Annotated in this window: 19 protein-coding genes; 9 read left to right on the top strand and 10 right to left on the bottom strand. The window is 71.5% G+C overall.

The genetic code is table 11. The annotated features are described in order from the left end of the window. Window positions 1-144: 144 nt before the first annotated feature. From HUT10_RS27935 to HUT10_RS27925, 3 genes are read left to right on the top strand one after another with little or no spacing between them, the layout of a single operon-like run. Window positions 145-1,944 (top strand): sensor histidine kinase, encoded by a 1,800-nt coding sequence (locus tag HUT10_RS27935; RefSeq protein WP_176173919.1) that lies wholly within the window; start codon window positions 145-147, stop codon window positions 1,942-1,944. Then, window positions 1,941-2,594, top strand: a complete 654-nt coding sequence (locus HUT10_RS27930) for a response regulator transcription factor (protein WP_176173918.1) — start codon at window positions 1,941-1,943, stop codon at window positions 2,592-2,594. Before HUT10_RS27935 ends, HUT10_RS27930 begins: the two co-directional genes overlap by 4 nt. Window positions 2,595-2,617: 23 nt before the next feature. Next, a complete protein-coding gene (locus HUT10_RS27925; protein WP_176173917.1) occupies window positions 2,618-3,925 on the top strand; it encodes an amidohydrolase family protein in 1,308 nt (435 codons plus the stop codon). 549 nt (window positions 3,926-4,474) lie between these two features. Here HUT10_RS27925 and HUT10_RS27920 read toward each other — a convergent pair. The 5 genes from HUT10_RS27920 to HUT10_RS27900 form a co-directional block, all read right to left on the bottom strand. Beyond that, window positions 4,475-5,152 carry an SDR family oxidoreductase gene (locus HUT10_RS27920; RefSeq protein WP_176173916.1) on the bottom strand — a complete coding sequence of 226 codons (678 nt, stop codon included), beginning with the start codon at window positions 5,150-5,152 and terminating at the stop codon, window positions 4,475-4,477. Continuing rightward, window positions 5,149-6,792, bottom strand: a complete 1,644-nt coding sequence (locus HUT10_RS27915; protein WP_176173915.1) for an SdrD B-like domain-containing protein — start codon at window positions 6,790-6,792, stop codon at window positions 5,149-5,151. Before HUT10_RS27915 ends, HUT10_RS27920 begins: the two co-directional genes overlap by 4 nt. An 85-nt stretch (window positions 6,793-6,877) precedes the next feature. Further along, entirely contained in the window at window positions 6,878-8,938 is a 2,061-nt protein-coding gene (locus tag HUT10_RS27910; RefSeq protein WP_176173914.1) for a PhoX family phosphatase, read from the bottom strand. 112 nt (window positions 8,939-9,050) lie between these two features. Continuing rightward, window positions 9,051-10,268, bottom strand: a complete 1,218-nt coding sequence (locus HUT10_RS27905; protein ID WP_176173913.1) for an MFS transporter — start codon at window positions 10,266-10,268, stop codon at window positions 9,051-9,053. Continuing rightward, window positions 10,258-10,716, bottom strand: a complete 459-nt coding sequence (locus HUT10_RS27900; RefSeq protein WP_176173912.1) for a MarR family winged helix-turn-helix transcriptional regulator — start codon at window positions 10,714-10,716, stop codon at window positions 10,258-10,260. The genes HUT10_RS27905 and HUT10_RS27900 overlap by 11 nt, the downstream gene beginning before the upstream one ends. A gap of 66 nt (window positions 10,717-10,782) precedes the next feature. On the opposite strand from HUT10_RS27900, the gene HUT10_RS27895 reads away from it, so the two are divergent. After that, entirely contained in the window at window positions 10,783-11,421 is a 639-nt protein-coding gene (locus tag HUT10_RS27895) for an HAD family phosphatase (RefSeq protein WP_176173911.1), read from the top strand. On the opposite strand, the gene HUT10_RS27890 is transcribed toward HUT10_RS27895, so the two are convergent. The 4 genes from HUT10_RS27890 to HUT10_RS27875 form a co-directional block, all read right to left on the bottom strand. After that, complete coding sequence (locus tag HUT10_RS27890) at window positions 11,387-12,109, bottom strand: hypothetical protein (RefSeq protein WP_176173910.1); 723 nt, start codon at window positions 12,107-12,109, stop codon at window positions 11,387-11,389. The two genes, HUT10_RS27895 and HUT10_RS27890, sit on opposite strands and share 35 nt — an antisense overlap. Beyond that, window positions 12,106-12,636 carry an RNA polymerase sigma factor gene (locus tag HUT10_RS27885; protein ID WP_254897066.1) on the bottom strand — a complete coding sequence of 177 codons (531 nt, stop codon included), beginning with the start codon at window positions 12,634-12,636 and terminating at the stop codon, window positions 12,106-12,108. Before HUT10_RS27885 ends, HUT10_RS27890 begins: the two co-directional genes overlap by 4 nt. A 91-nt stretch (window positions 12,637-12,727) precedes the next feature. After that, window positions 12,728-13,816, bottom strand: coding sequence for an inositol-3-phosphate synthase (locus HUT10_RS27880; RefSeq protein WP_176173909.1), 1,089 nt, complete (start codon window positions 13,814-13,816; stop codon window positions 12,728-12,730). Between the two features lie 69 nt (window positions 13,817-13,885). Next, window positions 13,886-14,431 (bottom strand): PadR family transcriptional regulator, encoded by a 546-nt coding sequence (locus tag HUT10_RS27875; protein WP_086679623.1) that lies wholly within the window; start codon window positions 14,429-14,431, stop codon window positions 13,886-13,888. A gap of 245 nt (window positions 14,432-14,676) precedes the next feature. On the opposite strand from HUT10_RS27875, the gene HUT10_RS27870 reads away from it, so the two are divergent. The 3 genes from HUT10_RS27870 (at window position 14,677) to HUT10_RS27860 (ending at window position 20,244) form a co-directional block, all read left to right on the top strand. Continuing rightward, window positions 14,677-15,072: a DUF5318 domain-containing protein gene (locus HUT10_RS27870; RefSeq protein WP_176173908.1), complete on the top strand. Its 396-nt coding sequence runs from the start codon at window positions 14,677-14,679 to the stop codon at window positions 15,070-15,072. Window positions 15,073-15,139: 67 nt separating this feature from the next. Next, window positions 15,140-17,791: a transglycosylase domain-containing protein gene (locus HUT10_RS27865; protein WP_176173907.1), complete on the top strand. Its 2,652-nt coding sequence runs from the start codon at window positions 15,140-15,142 to the stop codon at window positions 17,789-17,791. Window positions 17,792-17,925: 134 nt separating this feature from the next. Continuing rightward, window positions 17,926-20,244 carry a transglycosylase domain-containing protein gene (locus tag HUT10_RS27860; protein ID WP_176173906.1) on the top strand — a complete coding sequence of 773 codons (2,319 nt, stop codon included), beginning with the start codon at window positions 17,926-17,928 and terminating at the stop codon, window positions 20,242-20,244. Between the two features lie 75 nt (window positions 20,245-20,319). On the opposite strand, the gene HUT10_RS27855 is transcribed toward HUT10_RS27860, so the two are convergent. Next, on the bottom strand, window positions 20,320-21,366 hold the full coding sequence (locus tag HUT10_RS27855) for a Gfo/Idh/MocA family oxidoreductase (protein ID WP_176173905.1): 1,047 nt from the start codon (window positions 21,364-21,366) through the stop codon (window positions 20,320-20,322). A 75-nt stretch (window positions 21,367-21,441) separates the two neighbouring features. Here HUT10_RS27855 and HUT10_RS27850 point away from each other — a divergent pair, with 75 nt between their 5' ends. Together HUT10_RS27850 and HUT10_RS27845 are read left to right on the top strand one after the other, a co-directional pair. Further along, entirely contained in the window at window positions 21,442-22,500 is a 1,059-nt protein-coding gene (locus HUT10_RS27850; RefSeq protein ID WP_176173904.1) for an ROK family transcriptional regulator, read from the top strand. A gap of 48 nt (window positions 22,501-22,548) precedes the next feature. Continuing rightward, window positions 22,549-24,099 carry a glycosyltransferase family 87 protein gene (locus HUT10_RS27845; protein ID WP_176173903.1) on the top strand — a complete coding sequence of 517 codons (1,551 nt, stop codon included), beginning with the start codon at window positions 22,549-22,551 and terminating at the stop codon, window positions 24,097-24,099. Window positions 24,100-24,101 lie beyond the last annotated feature (2 nt).

Here is a 24,101-nt window from a genome sequence, read left to right as displayed (position 1 = left end):
CGCCGACGAGCCTCGCGGAAATCGGGGTGCGTCCACTTCGGGCAGACGGCCACTGCCGGGCCGGGCCGCCTCGGCCGATCGGCCGAGGGAGCGCGGGCCACTCGGCCAAGGTGCGGGGACCGGGGAATCACGTAACGTCACGTTGTGCCCGCCGCGCCCCCCTCGAAAACGCTCTCCACCCGCATCACCGCCCTGGTGCGGCGCATCGGCGTGCCCTCGGCGGTGCTGTACGCGGCGCTGTTGTTCGACCTCGTCTTCACGACGCAGGCGGCGCTCGACGAGCACGGGCCGCGCTTCGTCGACTTCGGCCTGCTGCCCGGCATCCTCGGCATGGTCGCGTGCGGGCTCTGGGCCCAGCAGCGCGCCGCGGTCGCCGGGGTGACCGGTGGCGCGGTGCTGATCTTCTCCACCCTCTTCATCCACGCGTTCCACATCCCGCCCTACTCCAGCGTGCTGCCGAAGGTGACGATCACGGAGGTCGTGGCCGGGGTGCTGATGGTCTACTACGTGGCCCGCCGGGCCCGTGCGGGCGTGGCGTTCTGCGTGGTCGGCTTCCTGGTCTTCGCCGGGCTCGTCGCCGTCTTCGGCCGGTACGCGGGTGTCGGCGACATCGACAGCGGCACGGGCACCCAGGCGCTGCTGTTCGGCGTGCTGCTGCTCGGCGGGGCGCTGGTGCCGGCCATCGCCGCGCGTGACCGCCGGCCGCAGGCCGATCCGCGGGCGCGCCGGCTGCACCGGGTGAACGAGCTGGCGATGGGGCAATGGCCGCTGATGGGGCTGCTGGCGTTCGCGCTGCTGTTCGAGTTCGGCTACACGTATTCAAGCAACGCCCGCGCGTTCCCGATCCTGTTCTGCTCGCTGGTCGCGGCCGTCATCGCGGTGCTCTCCCCGCGGCGGCCCGCCGACGCGCTGCTCGGCCTCGCCGGGATCATGCTCGTCTCCGCGGTGATCACGCCGTTCCTGAACCTGCGGTCCTACGACTACGTGCTGCCCGGCGGGGTGCCTGCCGCGCAGGTGATCGCCGGCCTGGGCGTGGTGGTGAACCTGACCCGCGCCCAGGGGCTGAGCCGTTCCTGGCCGCGGATCGCCGTGCTCTCGAGCGTGGTGGCGCTCGCCGCGATCCTCAACTCCTACCCGTCGCGGGGCCTGCAGACCGACCCCCAGACGCTGTCGCTGCTGGCCTTCTCCGCGACGCTGATGCTGGGCATCGCCATCGCCGTCGGCCTGATGCTGCGCTCGCGGGACGCCCAGCGCACCCAGGCGGTGCAGACAGCGGTGAGCGACGCGCAGACGGCCGAGCGGATGGCGCTGGCCCGCGAGCTCCACGACGTCGTCGCCCACCACGTCACCGGGATCGTGGTGCAGGCGCAGGCCGCGCGGATGATGGCCGCGCAGAAGCCGGAGATCGCGGTCGAGGCGATGGCGCGGATCGAGAACGCCGGCGTCGAGGCGCTCGCCGCGATGCGCCGGCTGGTCCGCTCGATGCGCGGCGACGCGCCGGCCGGGATGAGCGAGTTCAGCGAGCAGGCCACCACCGATCTCGGCGCCGACCTACGGAAACTGGTCGAGTCGGCCAACCACGGCGTACCGACGTCGATGCACCTGGACGTGCCGCCGGACCTGCCGCACGAGGTCGGCCGTTCGGCGCTGCGGCTGGTGCAGGAGTCGCTGACGAACGTCGGCAAGCACGCTTCGGGCGCGACCGAAGCCGTCGTCGTCGCGGAGGTGGCCGGCGGTGAACTGCACCTGCGGGTGACGGACAACGGGCGCGAGCCGGCGCACCGGCCCGCCGGCGGGTCGGGCGGTTACGGTCTGGTCGGCATGCGCGAACGCGTCGCGCTGCTCAAGGGCCGGCTGTCGGCCGGGCGCGGCCCGGACGGCGGCTGGCGCGTCGAAGCTTGGCTGCCGCTGACGGCTGGAGAAGACATGGAAGGGGACGAGTGATCCGGGTACTGATCGCGGACGACCAGGAGATGGTGCGGATGGGCTTCCGCATGATCCTGGACGCGCAGGACGACATCGAGGTCGTCGCCGACGTCGCGGACGGCGTCTCGGCGGTCTCGAAGGCCCGCGAGCTGCGCCCGGACGTCTGCCTGCTCGACATCCGGATGCCCGGCCTCGACGGCCTGGAGGTCACCCGCCAGCTGGCCGGGCCGGACGTGACCGACCCGCTGAAGGTGGTCGTGGTCACGACGTTCGACCTCGACGAGTACGTCCACACGGCCCTGCGCAACGGCGCGCACGGCTTCCTGCTGAAGGACGCGGGCCCGGCCCTGCTGATCGAGGCGGTCCGCGCGGCCGACCGCGGCGACGCGCTGGTCTCGCCGCAGATCACCGTCCGGCTGCTCAAGCACTTCAACGGGGCCGACTCGGTGAAGCGGCGGGCCGAGCCGCCGTCCGAGCCGCTGACCGCCCGCGAACTCGACGTCGTCAAGGCGGCGGCGCGCGGGCTGACGAACACCGAGATCGGCGCGGAGCTGTTCATGTCGCTGTCGACGGTGAAAACGCACCTGGCGTCGGTGCAGAGCAAGATCGGCGCGCGGAACCGGGTGGAGACCGCGGCGTGGGCGTGGCGGAGCGGAGTCGTTTCGTAATTCCCGGTGCGTAGTATCCAGAGATGCAACGCCGTTTCCACGCCCCTGTCGTTCTCCCCGCCGACCCGTCCTGTTCGCTTCTCCGTGACGCGGTCGTCGACGTCGACGCCGATGGGCGCATTTCGCACTGCGGACCGGCGGCCACCGCCCCCGAGTCCGCCGCGCCGGTCACCACCCTGACCGGCATCCTGCTGCCCGGACTGGTCAACACGCACGCGCACAGCCCGATGACGCTGCTGCGCGGCATGGGCGGCGACCTGCCGCTGCTGCCGTGGCTCAACGAGATCATCTGGCCCGCCGAGGCGAAGCTGCGGCCCGAGGACATCCGCACCGGCATGCTCCTCGGCTCGGTCGAGATGCTCCGCCACGGCGTCACCACCAGCGCCGAGATGTACTTCGAAGGCGAGCAGCTGGTCGACGCGGTCCTCACGACGGGCGGCCGCGTGCTGGTCGCACCGCCGGTGATGGAGCTGCCGGGGCTGGACTGGAAGGCCCAGCTGGCGGGCATCGAGCGCTGGATCGACACCGACGGCCTCCGCTTCGGCCACGGCGACCGCATCGAGCTCGGCTACGGCCCGCACTCGGCGTACATGCTGTCGGCCGAGGGCCTGCGCGCCACGGCGGAGTCGGCGGCCGCGCGCGGGGCACTGGTCCAGATCCACGTCGCCGAGGCGGCGCTCGAGGACGCGGCGGTGCGTGAGACGCACGGTTCGGTGCCGGCCCTGCTGCGCGAGCTGGGCATGCTGGACGGCCGGGTGCTGGCGGCCCACTCGATCCACCTGTCGGACGCCGACATCGAGCTGTTCGCTGCCCACGGCGTCGGCATGGCGCACTGCCCGGGCTCGAACGCGAAGCTGGCCTCGGGGATCGCGCGGATCGCGGACCTGCGCGCCGCCGGGGTACCGGTCGGTCTCGGCACCGACGGCCCGGCGTCCAACGACGACCTCGACCTGTGGGAGGAACTCCAGCTGGCGGCGATGTTCGCCCGCTTGTCGACGGGCGACTCGACGATCCTGACGGCAGCGGACGTGTTCCTGCTGGCGACCCGGGGTGGAGCGGCGGCACTGGGCCGGTCGGACATCGGCGCCCTGGAGCCGGGCCGGTGGGCCGACCTGGTGCACATCGACCTGGACGACCCGGCGTTCGCGTGCGGGCTGGACGTACCGGACGTGCAGCTGCTGTCGAACCTGGTGTGGGCGGCGGGGTCGCGGCGGGTGCGGGATGTTTGGGTCGCGGGCGAGCAGGTGGTGGCCGACGGGGAGTCGGTGAAGGTGGACCGGGCGAAGGTACAGGCCGGCGTGGCGGAGACGGCGGCACGGCTGCGGGCTTAGCGGGCGGCGGCGGGCTTAGCGGGCAGCGGCGGGCTTAGCGGGCAGCTGCAGGCTTAGCCGGCGGCTGCCGGTTAGCGGGCGGCTGCCGGTTAGCGGGCAGCTGCCGGTTAGCGGGCAGCTGCCGGTTAGCGGGCGGCTGCGGGCTTAGCGGCGGCTGCGGGCTTGATCCACAGGCGCGCGCGGTTGTGGACAACCCGGGCCCCGAGGCGGCGATCGGGCGGTTTCGTCGGTGGGGGCCGATAGACTGGACTTGGGGACGCCCCCCAGGGAGGGCGGGGGAGTTTGTCCGGGCCTTGGCGGCTGCGGCGCACATGCCGGACCGCGGCGATCGCAACGCTGAAGCAGAACCGGCACACCGCCCAGACCTCCCCGCAACCCCGATCCGAAGCCAGAACACGGCCGGCAGTGCCGGGTCAAGGCATCTTTCCCGCCTTGACGCGGTACTGCCGGCCGTAGTCACAATCGGGCTTCGGGGTGGCGGGCACCGAGCCGCGAGCGAACGCACATCCGCGAGCATCGGGTGGCCGAGACGGCGACGCGGCTGCGGGCCTAACGCGGGCGGAGGATGATCTCCGTCGGGTGGGCGTCCGGCGTGGCTGCCACCGCCGTCGCCACCGCGGTGGCCACCGAGTCCGCCTTCAGCAGGTGCGTTGTGTCGTACTCGCGGCCCTCACCCGCGAAGATCTCCTGCTGCATCTCCGTGTCCGTGCGGCCCGGGTACACCGATGTCACGCGGATGTCCTTTTCCTCCTCGCGGAGGGCGTCGGCGAAGGCGCGGACGGCGAACTTGCTCGCCGCGTACGGGGACCAGCCCGGGCGGGCGTTCAAGCCCGCTCCGGAGTTGATCACCACCACGTGGCCGCGGGCTGCGCGCAGCGCCGGGAGGAGCAGGCGGGTCAGCTCGACCACCGCCAGGGTGTTGACCTCGAAGTTCTCGCGCCACGCCGACGCCGAGGCGTCCTCGATGCGGCCCAGGCGTGCGACGCCCGCCGAGTGGACCAGGACCTCCAAAGACCCGATGTCCGCGACCGCCGCCGCCAGGGAAGCCGGGTTCGTCAGCTCGACCGGCCACGGCTTCGCCCCCGGGAGCTCCTTCGCCAGGGCTGCCAGCGCGTCGGCGTCGCGGCCGCCGAGCAGCAGGCGGTGCGTTGGGGACAGCTGGTGGGCGATCGCCGCGCCGATTCCGCGGGACGCGCCCGTCACCAACGCGAGGGGGAGATCCGTCATGCCCCCACCGTAGCGGCGAAGCCGGCGTCCACCGTGCGGTCTTCGCGCTTGCCCGCGCCGAGGGTGCGCGGGTCCGTGCAGCCGGACGCCGGGTCCGCGTCGGAGTCGCGGGTGTCGTCGCCCGCGTCCTTGGGGGCCGGGTGGTGGCCGTCCGCAGTGAAGCACACCTGGTACGTGCCGTCCTCCAGGCCGTCGAAACCGTACGAGCCGTCCGGGCCGGTCACCACGTTCGCCACTTCCTTGCCGCTCGCGTCCTTCAGCACCACCTTGACGCCGGCGAGGCCCGGCTCGCCCGCGTCCTGCAGGCCGTTGCCGTCGGTGTCGGTCCAGGCGAAGTCGCCGATCCGGTTCGTCGGGGCGAGCAGCCCGAGGTCCACCGCGAAGTCTTCGTGGGACGGGCCGCCGACGGTGCGCGGCGGGGTGCAGCCGTCCGGGCCGGCGTCCGAGTCGCGGTCTTCGCTGCCCGCGTCGCGGCGGGTCACCGTGAACTCCGCTGGGACCGCGAAGCAGACCTGGTACGTGCCGTCCTTCAGCTTCTCGAAGCCGTACTTGCCCTTGTCGTCGGTCGTCGTGGTGGCGACCGTGCCGCCCGCGCCGTCCTTCAACGTCACCTTGACGCCTGCGACGCCGGGCTCGGCCGGGTCCTGGAGGCCGTCGCGGTTGCGGTCCGCCCAGACGAAGTCGCCGATCTTCGCGATGGCCGGCGGTGGCGACACCGTGATCGTCGCCGACGCCGTCTTGTCGCCGAGCGCGCCGCCCGCGCCGCCCGCGTAGTGCACGCCGGTCACCGTCGCCGTGTTGACGTGCCCGCTGTCGGCCACCGTGAGCTCCGGGTGGTCGCAGGTCAGCTGCCGGTTCGCGCCCGCCGCCAGCGCGAACGGCTCGAACGAGCCGGTGCACCACGGGTCCTGCACGGTGATCCCGGTCAGGTCCTGGGTGCCCTCGTTGGTCACGGTGATGCGGTAGTGCGCGGTTTCGCCCGCGGTGACCGTCGCGAACGTGGCCCACGCGCCGGTCGCCGGGTTCTGCACTTCCTTCTTCACCGAGTAGGCCGCGAGCTGGAGGTCGACGCAGTCCCAGTGCAGCCGGTCGAGGGTGGTCGTGGCGAAGAACTTCACCGCCGTCGCCTTGGCCGGCGCCGTCGCGGCCGGGAAGTCCTGCCGGACGAGAGCGCCGTCGCCGGCGTAGTGGTCGGCGACGAGCTTGGTCTCCTGGATCTGCGTGCCGGTGGCGTCGTAGAACCGCAGGCCGGTGGCCGGTTCGTAGCGCGGCGCGATCGAAGCCGTCCAGACGCCGAGGGTGTAGACGCCGCCGGGCACGAACCGCTCGGTCTGGTACGCGGTGCTGGTCTTGCCGTCCGGCGTCTGGATGACCGCCGCGCGCTGCCCGTCGACCGCGTACTGCTGTTCGGTCGCCAGTCTCGGCACCTTCGCGGCCGGTGTTCCGGGCGGGACCGGCGCGGCCGGGTTGAAGACGTACCCGTCGGGTGCGCCGTTCCTCGCCGTTTCCTCGACACTCGGGTTCGCCGCGAGCCCGCCGCAGACCGGCGGCGCGTCCTCGGCGACGGACGCCGACGCGGGAACGACCGCCGCCGCGATCGCCACCACCGCCACTGCCGCCGTGCGCCCCGAGAAGATCACCCTTCGACTATGGCGCGCGGCGCGGGCCCGCACCGGCCGAAGACCGTCCACTTAAGAGTGAACCTCGGCCGGGCGGGACCGTGCGTCAGCGTTCGCCGATGCGGCCGGGCAGCCCGAAGCGGCCCTTCTTCCACACCGACACGATGGCCGGCCGCGGCTGGGCGGTGCCGCCGTCCGGCCAGTGCGACGTCGGGTTCGCCGAGCTCGCCGCGTTCTCCCCGGGGTGCTGGACCGCGACGAGGACCAGGTTGTCGGTGACGACCGGGCCGCACGTCTCGGCGCCGACCGGCACCGACAGGAACTGCTTGACGTGCCCGCGCTCCGGGCCGGTGACCGGCACCGAGAACAGGCCGTCGTTCGCGCCGAGCGCGTTGCCGTCGGTGGCGACCCACAGGTTGCCGTGCCGGTCGAAGGCCACGTTGTCCGGGCAGGAGATCGGGCTGACCTGGTTCTTCGGGAACCCGCCGAAGTAGGTGTCGGCCGCCGCGGGGTCGCCGCAGACCAGCAGCAGCCGCCAGGCGAACCGGGTCGACGCCGCGTCGCCGCGGTCCTCTTCCCACTCCAGGACGTGGCCGTTCTTGTTGCCGTTGCGCGGGTTGACCTCGTCGACGCCGGCCTTGCCCGCCGCGCCGCGGTCGCTGTTGTTGGTCAGCGCCGCGTAGACCCGGCCGTTGACCGGGTTCGGCTCGATGTCCTCGGGCCGGTCCATCTTCGTGGCCGCCACCTTGTCCGCGGCCTGGCGGGTGAAGACGTAGACCTCTTCGGCGGTGAATCCGTCCACAAAGGACTTGTCGCCACTGGCCAGCGGGATCCACTCACCGGTGCCGTCGAACTCGCCGTCGGCCGGGAGCTTGCCCGCGCCGTCGATCTCGCCCGGGCTGTCACCGGTGAAGCGGGCGACGTACAACGTGCCCTCGTCGAGCAGCGCCGAGTTGTGCCGGCGGGCGTGCGCGCTGTGGCCCGGCTTGTACTTGCCCTTCGAGACGAACTTGTAGATGTATTCGAAGCGGCTGTCGTCCCCGGAATAGACGGCGACCCGGCCGTCCGCGGTGATCTTGATGTTCGCGGCTTCGTGCTTGAAGCGGCCGAGGGCGGTGTGCTTGACCGGCGTCGAGTTCGGGTCGTGGGGGTCGATCTCGACCACCCAGCCGAACCGGTTCGGCTCGTTCGGCTCCTGCGAGACGTCCCAGCGCTTGTCGAAGCGCTCCCACTTTCGGGTGCTCGTACCGCTGCCGACGGAGTAGCGCTTGAGCCGCGCCGCCGCGACCGGGTCGGTGACCTTGTCGGAGTTGGCGAAGTACTGGTCGAAGTTCTCCTCGCCGGAGAGCACCGTGCCCCACGGCGTCACGCCGCCGGAGCAGTTGTTCTGCGTGCCGCGGACCTTGCGCCCGCTCGGGTCGGCCGCGGTCTTGAGGAACTTCGAGCCGGCGGCCGGGCCGCGGACCTCGAAGATCGTGTCGAGGGTGATCCGGCGGCCGTACCGGCTCGGGACCACCTCGAGGCCGCCGTGGACCGGGTCGCGGCGGGCCTGCAGCACGGAGAGGCCGTGCGCCGCCCAGGCGATCTTCGCCTGTTCCTCGGTCGGGTTGGCCGGGTCGTACTGGTCGGCCGGGAACATGTGGACCTCGGTCGTGTACTCGTGGTTGACCACGAGCAGGTTCGACAGGCCGAGCGGGTCCTGCGGGATCAGGCCGACGAAGTCGTTGTTGTAGCCGAACTGCTTGGCCTGCGCGGCCGCGGTCTGCCTGGTGAAGTCGAACTTCGGCGCGCCCGCGACGACCGGGTCGCCCCAGCGGACGACGACCCGCTGGGCGTAGCCGTCGGGGACGCTGACCGCGTCGAGCTTGTTCGGCGGGACCGGGTCGAAGTCGGTGCCGGGCACCGGGCGCGGCGGCCGCGGCTTCTGGAGCGGCGCGGCCGCCGCCGTACCCGAGAGGGCGGCGAACCCACCCGCGGCGGCGGCCATCACGGCGCCGGCCTTGAAGACCCGGCGGCGGGAGATGTCCTTGACGACGTCGCCGAAGTACTCGTTGCCGGTCTCGTTCGCCTCGGGGTGGGCGCACGCGTTGCCGCAGCGGTACTCACAGGTGACCGGGGAACGGCCGCCGGGGTGGACGGGCAGCAGGGGAAGCAGGCGGTCGGGCACGAGGCCTCCATGGTGGGGAGTTCGGGAACGAACCGACCGTAAGCTTCCCAAACCAGCCATTCCCGACATACAGGTGAACGGCGGGTGTACTACTGCTCCGTACGGGTGTGACTCAGAACTCTTCGCCGACGAGCACGGCTTCCTTCGGCAGGGTGTGCGGGTCCGCCTTCTTCTCCCGCAGCGAGAGCAGCACACCGGCGACGACGCACAGCACGGCCGAGGCGACGAACGGCGCCTGCGGCGAGCCGAACCACTCGGCGACGTGCCCGACGAGCGTCGCGGCGACCGCGCCACCGAGCCAGCGGCAGAAGTTGTAGCCCGCGCTGGCGACCGGGCGCGGGGCGTCGCTGATCGACATCGCGGTGCCGGTGAACAGCGTGTTCAGCAGACCGGACACCAGCCCGGAGACGATGATCCCGGCGACCAGCACCGGCTTGCTCGGCACGGCGAGCACCACCATCAGCACGGCGTACCCGAAGACGGCGGCCGCGGCGGCGTGCCGCTCGCCGAGCCGGGCGGCCAGCCGCGGCGCGAGGGCGACCCCGGCGACGGCGACGCACAGGCCCCAGCCGCAGAACACCAGGCCGACGGCGATCGCGCTCCAGCCGAGGACGAACGGCGACCAGGCCAGCACCGCGAAGAACGCGGCAGTGTACAGCGCCGAGGCGACGGAGGTGCGCAGCAGGCCGGTGTGCTTCAGCGCGCGCAGCGGGTCGAGCAGCTTGATCGGCTCGCGGCGCTCGTGCTTGTCGCTCTTGAGGAAGACCGCGCACAGCACCAGCGCGCCCGCCATCAGGATCGCGGTGCCCAGGAACGGGCCGCGCCACGAGATGCTGCCGAGCAGCGCGCCCAGCAGCGGGCCGACCGACAGGCCGACGCCGAGCGCGGCCTCGTAGAGCAGGATCGCGCCGGACTGGCCGCCGGTCGCGGCGCCGACGATCACCGAAAGCGCCGTCGCGATGAAGAAGGCGTTGCCGAGGCCCCAGACCGCGCGCAGCCCGACGAGCTGCTCGATCGACCCGGCGGCCGCGCACAGCGCGGTGGCGGCGACGATCAGCGTCAGCCCGACCAGGACCGTGCGCTTGGCGCCGAAGCGGGCGCTGGCCGCGCCGGTGACCAGCATCGCGACGACCTGAACGCCGAGGTAGGACGAGAAGAGCAGGGTGACCTGCGACGGCGTCGCGTCCAGCCCCTTGGCGATGGAGAGCAGGATCGGGTCGACCAGGCCGATCCCCATGAAGGCGATGACCGCGGCGAACGCGGTGATCCACACCTGCTTGGGCTGGCCCTTGACCGCGTCCAGCAGGCTCGAGTGGTGTTCAGCGCTCATCGCTGATCAGTTCCTCCTTCTTGGTGTCAACGAGCAACTTGGCGAGAGCGGGCAGGGCGGCATCGATCGCTGCGCGGTCGGATTCGTCCATCGCGATGAGCCGCTCGCGGAGGAACTCCTCGCGAGCCGTCACCAGTTCGGCGTAAAAGCGCAGGCCCTCGTCGGTGACTTCGACCAGCACGGCACGGCCGTCGGCGGGGTCCGGGCGGCGGATCGCCAGCCCGAGCCGTTCGAGCCTGCTGACGACGTCGGTCATCGACGGCAGCTTGACCCGTTCGAACTCGGCCAGCGCGCTCATCCGCCGCGGACCGCCGTTGACCAGCTCACTCAGCACCGAACCCTGGGTGAGGGTCAGCGTCAGCTGCGGGGTCTGCCGGCGGACCTGGTGGTAGAGCCGGAAGACCAGCGGCCGCAGCCGGTGGGCGAGATCGGTGATCGCGGAAGTCACTTAGCTAGGCTAACAAAAATTAGTAAGGGTGGCTAAGTAAGTCCGCTCACAGGCTAGGCTCGGGCCATGGACGCGGTGATCTTCGACCTCGACGGCGTGCTGGTGGACTCCGAGCGGATCTGGGACGAGGTGCGGCGCGCGGTCGTCGCCGAGCACGGCGGCACCTGGCGCGAGGAGGCGACCCGGGCGCTGCAGGGGATGAGCACCCCGGAATGGGCCCGCTACCTGGTCGAGGAGCTGGGCGCACGGCTGTCGCCACCGGAGATCGCGACGCTCGTGGTCAAGCGGATGGCGGCCCGGTACGCCGCCGAGCCGCCGGTGATCCCGGGCGCGGTGGACGTCGTCCGGCAGGTGTCGGCGCGCTGGCCGGTGGCGATCGCGAGCTCGTCGCCGGTGATCCTGATCAAGGGCTTCCTCGACGTGACCGGCCTGCCGGTGGGCGCGGCCGTCTCGTCCGAGCAGGTCGGGGCCGGAAAACCGGCGCCGGACGTCTACCTGCGGGCGGCCGAGCTGCTGGGCGTGGCCCCGGAGGACTGCGCGGCCGTCGAGGACACGACGAACGGGCTGCGGTCCGCGCTGGCGGCGAAGATGGCGGTCTACGCGGTGCCGAACCCGCACTTCCCGCCGGCCCCCGAGGTGCTGGCGCAGGCGACGGCGGTGGTGGAGAAGATCACCGGGTTGCCGGCTGCGCTTGGACTGGGTTGACCTCGAAGCGGACCGGCGGCGAGCCGGGCTGCACGTCGGCGAGGAAGAGGTGGTCGTACCCCAGCGTGCCGACCTCCTTCACCGAGCTCAGGTTGCCGTCCGCGTCGTAGAGGCGCAGCACCCGCACCGTCGGATCGGCGAGGAAGACCGCCTTGCCCTCGGGCAGCGGCCCCCCGTCCTTGCCCACGTACCCGGCGCTCACGGGCGACGACGACACCGGCACGCAGGACGGCGACTCGACGCCGAAGTTCGACTCCGGCCCGCCGTGGATCGCGCCCTTGGGCAGCGCTTCGACGCAGAACATGCGCTTCCCGGAGCCGTCGGCCGCGTCGCTGGCGTAGGAGGTCCAGGCGCCGATCTGCCCCGCGAAGTCGGTGAGCGCCTTCGGCTCACCGACGAGGGTCACGCCCGGCGGCGAGGTCAAGGGCTTCGGGAGCAGCAGCTCCTGCCCCGGCTGCTTCGCGGGCTGCGGCGGGGGCTGGGACACGTTCAGCTTGGTGGCCAGCAGTGCGCTGGTCAGCACCACCAGCACGGCGGCCAGCGGCGCCACCCACACGGCGGCCCGGCGGCGTCTCGGTGGCCGCTGCTGCCGGCGCTGCTGCTCCGCCCAGGCCACCTCGAGGTTGGGCGTGACCTCCCCGGCCTGCGCCCGCAGCGTCTCGGCCAGCTTGCGTTCGAGGTCGGTCATCGCTCACCTCCCGGGTCGTCCCCCAGGTGCTTGCGCAGGTTCTCCATCGCGTGGTGCGTGGTCGCCTTGACCGTGCCCGGTGAGATACCGAGGGTCTCAGCGATCGCCGTCGTGCTCAAGTCCAGCCAGTACCGCAGCACGAGGACCTCGCGCTGCCGCCGGGACAGCTTGACCAGCACCGCCCGCAGCTGCTGGTGCTCCCAGTTCGCCACCGCCCTGACCTCGGCCGACAGCTCGTCCGGCGGCCGTTCGGGCGGGGTCCGCCGGACGACGCGCAGGTGCCGGGTCCGCGACCGCGACATGTTCACCACGGTCGTGCGGAGGTAGCCGGCCACCCGCGTGTGGTCGGTCAGGGAGTCCCAGCGCTGGTGGAGCTTGACGAAGGCCTCCTGCGCGATGTTCTCCGCGTCGTCCGCGCCGAGCAGGTGGGCCAAGCGGGTCATCTGGCCGAAGTACTCGCGGAAGAGGTCGTGGAAGGTCGGCGCGCCCAGGTCCCCCGGCACGCTCTCGCCCACGCTCGCACTCACACCCCGCCAACGCCTGCCCCGCCCCACCGGTTTAGTCCACCACGAGAAAAAGGCCGCCACCAGCGGTGACGGCCTTCCCCGAAGATCAGCTCTACCGCTCGACCTCGCCGCGGATGAACTTCTCCACGGCGTCGCGCGCGGTCGCGTCGTCGTACTGCTCCGGCGGCGACTTCATGAAGTAGGAGGACGCCGACAGGATCGGGCCGCCGATGCCGCGGTCGAGCGCGATCTTCGCCGCGCGCACCGCGTCGATGATGATGCCCGCCGAGTTGGGGGAGTCCCACACCTCGAGCTTGTACTCCAGGTTCAGCGGCACGTCGCCGAACGCGCGGCCCTCGAGCCGGACGTAGGCCCACTTGCGGTCGTCGAGCCACTGCACGTAGTCCGACGGCCCGATGTGGACGTTGCCCTTGCCGAGGTCGCGGTCGACCTGCGAGGTGACGGACTGGGTCTTCGAGATCTTCTTCGACTCGAGCCGCTCGAGCTCCTTCATGTTCAGGAAGTCCATGTTCCCGCCCACGTTGAGCTGCATCGTCCGGTCGAGCTGGACGCCGCGGTCCTCGAACAGCTTCGCCAGCACGCGGTGCGTGATGGTGGCGCCGACCTGGGACTTGATGTCGTCGCCGACGATCGGGACGCCGGCGTCGGTGAACTTCTGGGCCCACTCCGGGTCGGAGGCGATGAACACCGGGAGCGCGTTGACGAACGCCACGCCGGCGTCGATCGCGGCCTGGGCGTAGAACTTGTCGGCCACCTCGGAGCCCACCGGCAGGTACGACACGAGCACGTCGGCCTGCGCCTCGCGCAGCGCGGCGACGACGTCGACCGGGGTCTCGTCGGACTCCTCGATCGTCTCGCGGTAGAAGCGGCCGAGCCCGTCGTGGGTGTGCCCGCGCTGGACGGTGACGCCGAGCGGCGGCACGTCGGCGATCTTGATGGTGTTGTTCTCGGACGCGAAGATCGCCTCGGACAGGTCGCGGCTGACCTTCTTGGCGTCCACGTCGAACGCGGCGACGAACTCGATGTCGCGGACGTGGTAGCCGCCGAAGTCGACGTGCATCAGACCGGGGACGCGGGTGGCCGGGTCCGCGTCGCGGTAGTACTGGACACCCTGGACCAGCGACGCCGCGCAGTTGCCGACGCCCACGATGGCCACCCGTACGCGGCGGTTCTCGCCCATGGGGGTTTCTCCTTCAATCCGTGTTGTTCAGTAGGTCTGTGCCGCGACGCTGCGGCCCGGCCGGCAGGCTCAGGTCTCCGGACCCTGCCGTTCGGCTTGTTCGTGCGCGATCAGCTCGTTGAGCCAGCGCACCTCCCGCTCGCTGGTCTCCAGCCCCAGCCGGTGCAGTTCGCGGGTGTAGCGATCGATCTTCTCCTCGGCCCTGGCCAGCGCCGCCCGCATGCCCTCGCGGCGCTCCTCGACGCGGCGGCGGCGGCCCTCGAGGATCCGCATCCGCACGTCGGCCGGGGTCCGCGAGAAGAAGGCCAGGTGGACGCCGAAACCTTCGTCGTCCCAGGTCTGCGGCCCGGCGTCGCCGAGCAGCTCACCGAAGCGCTCCTTGCCCTCCGCGGTGAGCTTGTAGACCCGCCGTCCGCGCCGCGACCACGCCCGGTCGTCGGCCTCGTCCAGCTCCTCGACCAGGTACCCGGCCCGCAGCAGCTTCCGCAGGGTCGGGTACAGCGAGCCGTACGAGAACGTCCGGAACGTGCCGAGCGTCTCGTGCAGCCGCTTGCGCAGCACGTACCCGTGCATGGGCGCTTCGTGCAGAAGACCGAGGATCGCGAACTCCAGCACACCGCACCCCCTTTCGGGAACAAACCGAGACGACCCGCGTTGCTCCGAACGAGCGCCTCGATCCAACCTACTCAGCCACTATATCGCGCCGATACATCGAAGTGGCGAAGCCAACAGGGCCGCCCACTCCGTCGTGGGGGAAATTCACCGGAGAGTTATCGAACGCCCGGCGTGTCCGCGCCGGTCAGACACCGATGGGCGCTAGGGGGCGTGGACGTCACAGGAAGAGCCCGTACTCTGTCCTCGTGATTAATCAGCGGCAGGTCGTGGATTACGCGCTGCAGCGCCGTGCGCTGCTGGCCGAAGTCCGCTCCGGGCGCGTCGGCAGCCACGAGGCCTGTGACGCCAGCCCGTACCTGCTGCGGGCGGCGAAGTTCCACGGCCGGGACGGCGAACTGCCGTGCCCGATCTGCCGCCAGGAACCGCTGACCCTGGTGTCCTGGGTCTACGGCGACGAGCTCAAGCACGTCGCGGGCTCGGCCAGGACCCCCGAGGAGCTGGCCAGGATGGCCGGCTCGTTCGGCGAATTCACCGTGTACGACGTCGAAGTGTGCCGGGCGTGCCACTGGAACCACTTGGTGCGGTCATACGTCCTGGGCACAGGGGAACCGGCGGGTCCGCGAAGGACCACGGGCCGGTGAGCCACCGTACGACCATCGCAACACGCAGGTCAGCGCCCCTGCGGGTACTGATCCGGGAGGACCGTCCGTGACCGACGACAACCGCTCCTGGCCCAACCAGGAGCCAGACGCACCCCGTCGCGCCCAATGGCCGGGTGAAGAAGCGGGACCCGCGTGGCCCGGTGAGTCGCCCCGGCGCGCCACGCCGCCCCGCGGCAATCCCCGGCAGGGCGGCCCGGCCTGGCCGTCCGGCGATGAAGGTGGCCAGCAGTGGCCCGGTGACCAGCCACGACGTCCGCAGGCGCCCGGCGGCGCGGCCGGCCGTCGCCAGCCGCCGCCGCCCGGCGGCCGCCGTCCCGGTGGCCCGCCCGGCTCGCCGCCGCAGGGCTTCCGGCAGCCGCCGCCCGGTGGCCGCCGCCCGGAGCCGGAGCCGGCACGTGAGCCGGATCTCATCACCCACCACGCGCACAACGGGACCGAGGACTCCTACGACCCGTACGACGACGACCGGTTCGACGACTTCGCCGACGACGTCGGGCCCCAGGAGGAGCTCGACGAGAAGGGCCGCAAGGTCCTCACGCCGGCGCAGCGGAAGAAGCGCCGCTGGAAGATCATCCGGCGGGTCGCGTACGCGTGCGTCGGTGTCTTCTTCATCGTCCCGGCGATCGCGTTCGTGATCACGTACTTCCTGGTCGACGTGCCGACGCCGGAGAGCGTCGCGGCGCTGCAGAGCCAGCCGGTCACCTACTACTACGCCGACGGCAAGACGGTCATGGGCAAGTCGCTGCCCAAGGGCGGCGACCGCCAGCTGCTCAAGCCCGGCGAGATCCCGGACGTCGTCAAGCACGCGGTGTACTCGGCCGAGGACGCGACCTTCGAGACGAACTCCGGCTTCGACGTCACCGGCATCCTCCGCGCGGTCTTCAACCAGGCCACCGGTGGCCAGGGCGGTGGTTCGACCATCTCCCAGCAGTACATCAAGAAGGCCACCGAAAACGACGCCCCGACGCTCACCCGCAAGTGGACCGAGCTGGCCAAGTCGTTCAAGATGAACAACCAGGAGTCCAAGGAAGAGATCATCACGGGCTACCTGAACATCGTCTACTTCGGACGCGGGTCCAACGGGATCCAGTCGGCCGCGAAGAACTACTTCAACAAGGACGCCAAGGACCTCAGCCCCTCCGAGGCGGCGCTGCTCGCGGGTCTCATCCAGGGCCCCAGCAAGTCGGAGAACCAGAAGTACGCTCAGCAGCGCTGGTCGTACGTGATGGACCAGATGGTGGCCAACAAGTGGCTGCGGGCCGACGAGCGCGCGGGCGCCCAGTTCCCGACGCCGATCCCGAAGGCGGCCAAGGACACCGGCCAGTCGATGTCGTTCCACATCCAGCAGCGGATCGACGACGAGCTGGCGGACCAGGGCTACGACAGCGCCAGGCTGCACGCGACCGGCGCCAAGGTCTACACCACGATCGACCCCAAGGCCCAGAAGGCGGCCGAGGACGCGGTCGCGGACAAGATGAAGGGCCAGACCGACGACCGGCTCCTCAGCGCACTGGTCGCGGTGAGCCCGAAGACCGGCGGCATCCTCGCCTACTACGGCGGTCCCGACATCGTGAAGAACGACAAGGGCGAAGACCAGACCGGCCAGGACCGGGCCAACCAGGCGCGGAACCCGGGTTCGTCGTTCAAGGCCTTCGACCTCACCGCGTACCTGAAGATGGGCAAGGGCCTCGGCGACACCTTCGACGGGCAGAACAACCGGAAGTTCGGCAACCCGCCGAAGACGATCCGCAACGCGGGCGAGAGTTCCAGCTGCAGCGCGCAGTGCACCGTCGCCACGGCGATGGAGATCTCGGCGAACACCGTCTTCTACGACATGGTCTACAACATCACGAAGCCGGCGAAGGTGGCCCAGGCCGCCAACGAAGCGGGCGTTCCGACGTCACCGCAGATGAGCCAGGACATCAACATCGCGCTCGGCGGTGGCGCCACCGTGGCGACGCCGGAGGCCATGGCCGCGGGGTACGCCACCTTCGCCGGTGACGGCATGCAGCGCCAGGCCCACTTCGTCGCCAAGCTGACCAACGCACAGGACGAGGTCGAGTTCGACGAGAGCAAGTACCAGGCCAAGCCCGCGTTCGACAGCGACGCGCAGAAGACCGCGCAGATCGCCGGCAACGTGACCATGGCGCTCGGCCCGGTCATCGCCCACTCCAAGCTGGAGTGCCCGCCCGGTCACCAGTGCGCCGGCAAGACCGGTACGCAGCAGTACGACCCGCGTGACGGCGATCCCGCGGCGTACAAGGACCGCAACGCCCAGACCTGGATGGTGGGCTACACCCCGTCGGTCTCGGCCGCGGCCTGGGTCGGCGGCGACGGCAACATCCCGCTGCACGACAACAAGAACAAGCCGATCTTCGGTAGCACCATCTCCGGGCCCATCTGGGAACAGTTCATGAAGAACTACCTGGACGGGACCCCGCCGGAGAAGTTCCAGAAGGTCGACCCGATCGGCAAGGACGTCAACGACGTCACCACGACCCAGGCCAAGCCGTCGGAGACGGCGACGCCGACCGAGACGCCGACGGAGACGCCCACCTCGACGCCCTCGGAAACGTCGACCGAGACGCAGACCGAAACGTCGCGGACGGGGCGGCCGACGCGGCCGGGCCCGGGTGGCTCCACGCCGCCACTGCCCGGTGACGGGCTGGCCCGGCCACCCGGCGCCGGCGAAGGCTGACCGAAGGCCCCGCACTGGAAACAGTGCGGGGCCTTCGTCGTTCAGGAAGCCCGGTGAACCACCGCCGCCCGTGGTCCGTGTGGAGTGTCGAGGGGCCTGCGCCCGCAGCCCACCGGCGTACCGGAGGACGGCCCGTGTACACCGACCGAAATCGCTCGAGGTCCGGCCGGAGGCCGGTGCCGCGTGGTCGTTACCAGCCACGACGGCCCCTCCCGCCCGCGGCTGGACCGGACGAACCCGCCGACGGCGTCGCCGTGCCCCCGGCGGCGGATCCGCGCCGCCGCCGCTGGCGGACCGTCCGCCGGGTGCTGTACGTGCTGTCCGGCCTGTTCTTCCTGGTGCCCGCGGTCGCCTTCGTGATCACCTACTTCTCCGTCGACGTGCCGTCGCCGGCCACGGTCGCGCAGTCGCAGGGCCAGGCGGTCACCTACCTCTACGCCGACGGCACCGAGATGGGCAAGGACGTGCCCACCGGCGGGAACCGGCAGATCCTGACCCCTGGCCAGATCCCGGACGTGGTCAAGAAGGCCGTGATCGCCACCGAAGACGCGTCCTTCGAGACCAACTCCGGCTTCGACGTCTCCGGCATCGCGCGGGCCGCCTACAACCAGGTCACCGGCGGCTCGGGTGGCGGGTCGACGATCTCGCAGCAGTACGTCAAGGTCTCCTCCGGCGACGACGCGCCGACGCTGACGCGCAAGTGGGTCGAGCTCGCGAAGTCGTTCAAGATGAACCAGACCTACGACAAGGCGGACATCATCACCGCCTACCTCAACATCATCTACTTCGGCCGCGGCGCGTACGGCATCCAGGCGGCGGCGCAGGCGTACTTCGGCAAGGACGCGGCCCAGCTGAACTACTCCGAAGCGGCGCTGCTCGCCGGGCTGATCCAGCAACCGGGCCGGTCGGAGAACGCGACGGTCGCCCGCGACCGGTGGGGCACCGCGCTGGACCGCATGCAGCGCAACGGGTACCTCACCGCCGCCGACCGGAAGGCGGCGAAGTTCCCGGCGCCGGTCCCGCTCGTGGAGTCGCGGCAGGCCACCAAGATCAACCCGTTCGTCCGGAAGCAGGTGAAGGCCGAGCTGGCCGCGGCGGGGATCCCCGAGGAGAAGTACTACTCGGGTGGGTTCCAGGTGTTCACCACGATCGACTCGCGGGCGCAGGAAGCCGCCGAGAAGGCCGTGGCCGACGGGATGGCCGGGCAGACCGACGACCGGATCCTCGACGCGCTGGTCGCCGTCGACCCGAAGTCCGGCGGCGTGCTCGCCTACTACGGCGGCGCGCCGATCGTGAAGGGCCCCAACGGCGAGGACCTGGCCGGGCGCGACTGGGCGGACGAAGCCCACAACCCCGGGTCGTCGATGAAACCGTTCGACCTCACGGCGTTCCTCAAGGGCGGCCGCGGGCTCAACGCGGTCTTCGACGGCCGCTCGCCGCGGACGTTCCCCGACGTGCCGCTGCCGGTGCGCAACGCCGGCGCCAGCAGCAGCTGCTCGGAGACGTGCACGGTGGCCGAGGCGATGCAGCGGTCCACCAACACCGTCTTCTACGACATGGTGCTCAACGTGACCAAGCCCGGCGGGGTGGCCGAAGCCGCGCAGGAGGCGGGCATCCGCACGAAGGAAACCGGTGGCCGCAGCGAGCTGTTCACCGGGGACAACAACATCTCCATCGGCGGCGGCCAGACCGCGGTCACCCCGGCCGACATGGCTGCGGCGTACGCGACCTTCGCCGCCGGCGGCGTCCAGCACAGCCGCCACTTCGTGCAGAAGGTGACGAACTCCGCGGGCGAAACCGCCTACGAGGCCGACACGCGCGCGACGGACGCCTTCGCGGACAACGACCGCGGCAAGAGCAGGCAGATCGCCGGGAACGTGACCGCCGCGCTGGCGCCGGTGATCCCGTTCTCGCGGCTGACCTGCCCGGCCGGCCACGAGTGCGCCGGCAAGACCGGCACCCAGCAGCACACACCCGGCGCGGACGAACCGGCGTCCGCGGCGAACACGAACTCGCAGACGTGGATGGTGGGCTACACGCCATCGGTGTCCGCCGCGGTCTGGGTGGGCGGCGACGGCGACAAGGACCTGCGCGGCCCGACCGGCCAGCCGCTGACGCCGTCGGTGGTGGCCGGCCCGGTCTGGCAGCGGTTCATGCAGCTCTACCTGGCCGGGAAGCCGGCCGAGCGGTTCGACCGCGTCCAGGCGATCACCTCGCCGCAGGACGACCAGCTGCAGCAGCAGCTCCAGTTCCAGCAGCAACAGCAGCAGTTCCAGCAGCAGCAACAGCAGAACCAGCAGGAGCAGCGCTTCACCATCGGCCGCGGCGGCAACCCGGACCAGCAGCAGCAACAGCAGCAGAACCGGGTGCGGCGCGACGGCCGGGGTCCCGGCCGTGGCAACGGGAACGACACCGGCCAGTCGAACACCGGTCAGCCGAACAACGGCCCGTGAGCGCGGCGAGCCGTCCGGGGGAGGAGGCCGTGACCTCGGAGCTGGGGGTCACCGAGGTCACGGCCGGTCAGGGGGTCAGAGGTCGACCACGGTGCCTTCGACGCCGGAGCGGTGGGCCGCCTCGATGACGCGCAGGGCCGCGACCGACGACGCCGGGTCGACCGGGAACTCGCCTTCGCCGCGCAGGGCGTCGCGCACCTCGGCGTAGAACTGCTCGTAGCGACCGACCTCGGTGGGCACGGTCTCGATCTCCGGGCCGACGCCGAGCTTCCCGGCGTCTCCCGCGGGCTCGGCGCCCCAGCCGGCGTCGCCGGGGCGCAGGCCCGCCTTGATCTGCGGCTCCTGCACGTCGAGGCCGTACTTGGTGAACGTCGCCCGGTCGCCGAGAACGCGGAACCGCGGGTTCAGGGTGGCCGCGAGCGCGGTCGCCCACAGGTGCGAGCGGACGCCGTTCGCGTGGTGCAGCGCGACGAAGACGTCGTCGTCGACCTGGACGCCTGCCCGGCGGCGGTCGACCTCCGCGTAGACGCGGGTGACCGGGCCGAACAGCTGCAGCGCCTGGTCGACGATGTGCGCGCCGAGGTCGTAGAGCAGGCCGCCTGCCTCGGCCGGGTCGCCGAACTCGCGCCAGTTGTCCTTGGGCTTCGGCACCCAGCGGTCGTAGCGGGACTCGAAGCGGAACACCTCGCCGAGCCGTCCCGAGTCGAGGACCTTCCGCACGGTGAGGAAGTCGGAGTCGAGCCGCCGGTTCTGGAAGACCGTCAGGCCGACGCCCGCCGCCTTCGCCGCGTCGACGACCTGCTGCGCCTCGGCGGCGGTCGGCGCGAACGGCTTGTCGACGACCACCGGCAGGCCGGCTTCGATCGCCCGCAGCGCGAGCGGCACGTGCGTGCGGTTGGGCGTGCTGACCACGACGAGGTCGAGGTCGCCCGCGCGCTCGAACAACGCGTCCGCGTTCGGCACCACCTCGGCGCCCGGGTGGTCGGCGCGGGCCTGCGCGGCGTTGCTCGACGTCGTGATCACCGCCGGGGTGAGCCCGGGCGTCGCCGCCACCAGCGGCGCGTGGAAGACGCGTCCCCCGATGCCGTACCCGAGGATGCCCACGCGCAAGTCGTCCGCCATGCCGTTATTAAACCGCGTCGGCCGCCAATAAAACAACAGCGTTGCCTAACTGACCGGACGTGCGAAGATCCTGGCATGGCGGAGACCGGGGTGAACCTGCGCGACGTGCGCGCGCACAACCGCGCCCTGCTGCTCTCCCACATCCTGCGGGCCGGCGGCCTCAGCCGCGTCGAGCTCGCCGAACGCACCGGCCTCACCCAGCAGGCCGTCTCCAAAATCGTCCCCGAGCTGCTGGACACCGGCCTGCTGGACGAGGAACGCCAGCCCTCCACCGGTGTCGGCAAGCCCCGCACGGCCCTGCGCATCCGCGCGGGCGCCAAGCACGCGCTCGGCGCGCGCCTGGACCGCGACGAGTACCACGTGCTGCGCGTCAACCTCGTCGGCGAGGTCGAGGAGACGGCGGGTGGCCTGTTGCCGCCCGGCTTCACGCCCGAGCAGGCCGTCGACGCCATCGGGGCCACCGCGCACGAACTCGCCGACGGCTTCGACGTGCTGGGCCTCGGCCTCGGTGCGGTCGGTCCGCTGGACCACCGGGCCGGCCTGGTCCGCGACGCGACGAACATGCCCGGCTGGCACGACGTGCCCCTGCGCGACCTGCTGGAACAGCGCACCGGGCTACCGGTGACGCTCGACAAGAACACCAACGCCGCCGCGTTCGCCCGGCTCTGGCCGCACGGCGAGCCGACGGCCACCGCGGTGGTGCTCGTCGGCACCGGCATCGGCGTCGGCCTGCTGATCGACGGCCGGCTCTACCGCGGCCCGCGGACCAACGCGGGTGAGTTCGGGCACACCACGATCGCCTTCGACGGGCCGCAGTGCGCCTGCGGGCGGCGCGGCTGCGTCGAGATCATGGCCAAGCGCGCGCCGGACACCCGGGCGGCCGCGGGCTTCCTCGGCATCGGGCTGGCCGACCTGGTGCAGGTGCTCGACCTGGAGCGGATCGTGCTGGCCGGGCGGGCGGTCCGGGACGAGCCGGACGTCCACCGCGAAGCCGTCTCGGCCCGGCTCGAGGAACTGCTGCCGCTGCCGCACTGGCAGCGGATCGAGGTCGTCGAAGACGGCTCCGGCGAGGAGATCGTCACCCGCGGCGCGGCCGCGGAGGTGCTGGCCTCGTACTACGCGAATCCGGCATGATCACCGGCTTCACCGCCGCGCACCCCGATCACCGATACCATCCGCCTCGTGCCAGAGGAGACCACGCGGGAGGCGGAACCCGCTCCCGTGACGCTGACCCGGGCGGACCGGGTCGTCCCGAGCTGGAACGAGCCACTCGCCGCGGCCGTCACCAGACCGCTGGGCGGCCCACTCGGTGAGCACGCGGCGGTCGGCAGGCACTGGTTCTGGTCGCCACAGCGCGTCGGGCTGCTGCTGGCCACGCTGGCGCTGATGCTCTGCTGGTTCGGCAAGGGCTCCTGCATCCAGCAGTACCAGGACTCCAGCGGCGCGACCCAGCTCGACTGGCGCGCGGGCCGCCCGTTCGTCGCGATGTGCTACTCCGACATCGTGCCGCTGTACGGCTCCGAGCGGCTCGACCGGCCGGGCACCTTCCCGTACTACACGTCGTGGAAGGAGAGCTCGCAGACCGCCGAGAACAACACCCGGTACATGGAGTACCCGGTGCTCACCGGCCTCTTCCAGTGGGTGAACGCGAAGCTCGCGGCCGGTTGGTACAACATCGCCCAGTCCGGCTGGCTGCCGGGCGGGCTGCCGGTGGCGATCTACTTCGACATCACGGCGTTCTTCCTGGCGATCGCGTGGCTGGTCACCGTGTGGGCGACCGGGCGGACCGTGAAACGCCGGCCGTGGGACATGGTCCTGGTGGCGATCTCGCCGCTGGTGCTGGTGCACGCCTTCACCAACTTCGACGCGCTCGCGACCGCGTTCACGGCCACCGGCCTGCTCGCCTGGGCCCGCAAGCGGCCGCTGCTCGCCGGGCTGCTGCTCGGGCTGGGCGCGACGGCGAAGCTCTACCCGCTCTTCCTGGTCGGCGTGCTGTTCTTCCTGTGCCTGCGCGCGGGCAAGCTGACGCCGTTCTGGAAGACCGCGGGCGCCACCGTCGTGACGTGGCTGGCGGTGAACGTGCCGTTCATCCTCACCGCGACCCGCGGCTGGTGGGAGTTCTTCCGGATGAGCACCCTGCGGCCGATGGACCCGGACTCGCTGTACAACGTCTTCTCGTACACCACCGGCTGGCCCGGGTTCGACGGCGTGCTGCAGAAGAACCAGACGCCGACCTACCTGAACATCACCGTCGCCGTGCTGTTCCTGACCTGCTGCGCCGGGATCGCCTACCTCGCGCTCGCCGCGCCGCGCCGGCCGCGGGTCGGCCAGCTCGCGTTCCTCGTGGTGGCCGCGTTCCTGCTGACGAACAAGGTGTGGAGCCCGCAGTACTCGCTGTGGCTCGTCCCGCTGGCCGTGCTGGCCATCCCGCGCTGGCGGCTGCTGCTCGGCTGGATGCTGATCGACGCCGTCGTCTGGGTGCCGCGGATGTTCTACTACCTCGGCGTCGACCACAAGGGCCTGCCCGAGGGCTGGTTCCTGGGCACGGTGGTGGTCCGCGACCTCGCCGTCGCCGGGCTGTGCGTGCTGGTGGTCCGCGAGATCTACCGCCCGGCCACCGACCTGGTGCGGGCCGACGGCGACGACGACCCGGCCGGCGGCTTCCTCGACGGCGCCCGGGACGTGATCATCCCGAACGCCACCCGGCGCCGCCGGCGGGCCGTGAGCGTTTGAAT

This window comes from Amycolatopsis sp. Hca4, from assembly GCF_013364075.1.
In the GTDB taxonomy this organism is placed as follows: domain Bacteria; phylum Actinomycetota; class Actinomycetes; order Mycobacteriales; family Pseudonocardiaceae; genus Amycolatopsis.
The sequence above is the reverse complement of the archived record's forward strand: the minus strand, read 5'-3'. Positions and strand labels throughout refer to the sequence as shown.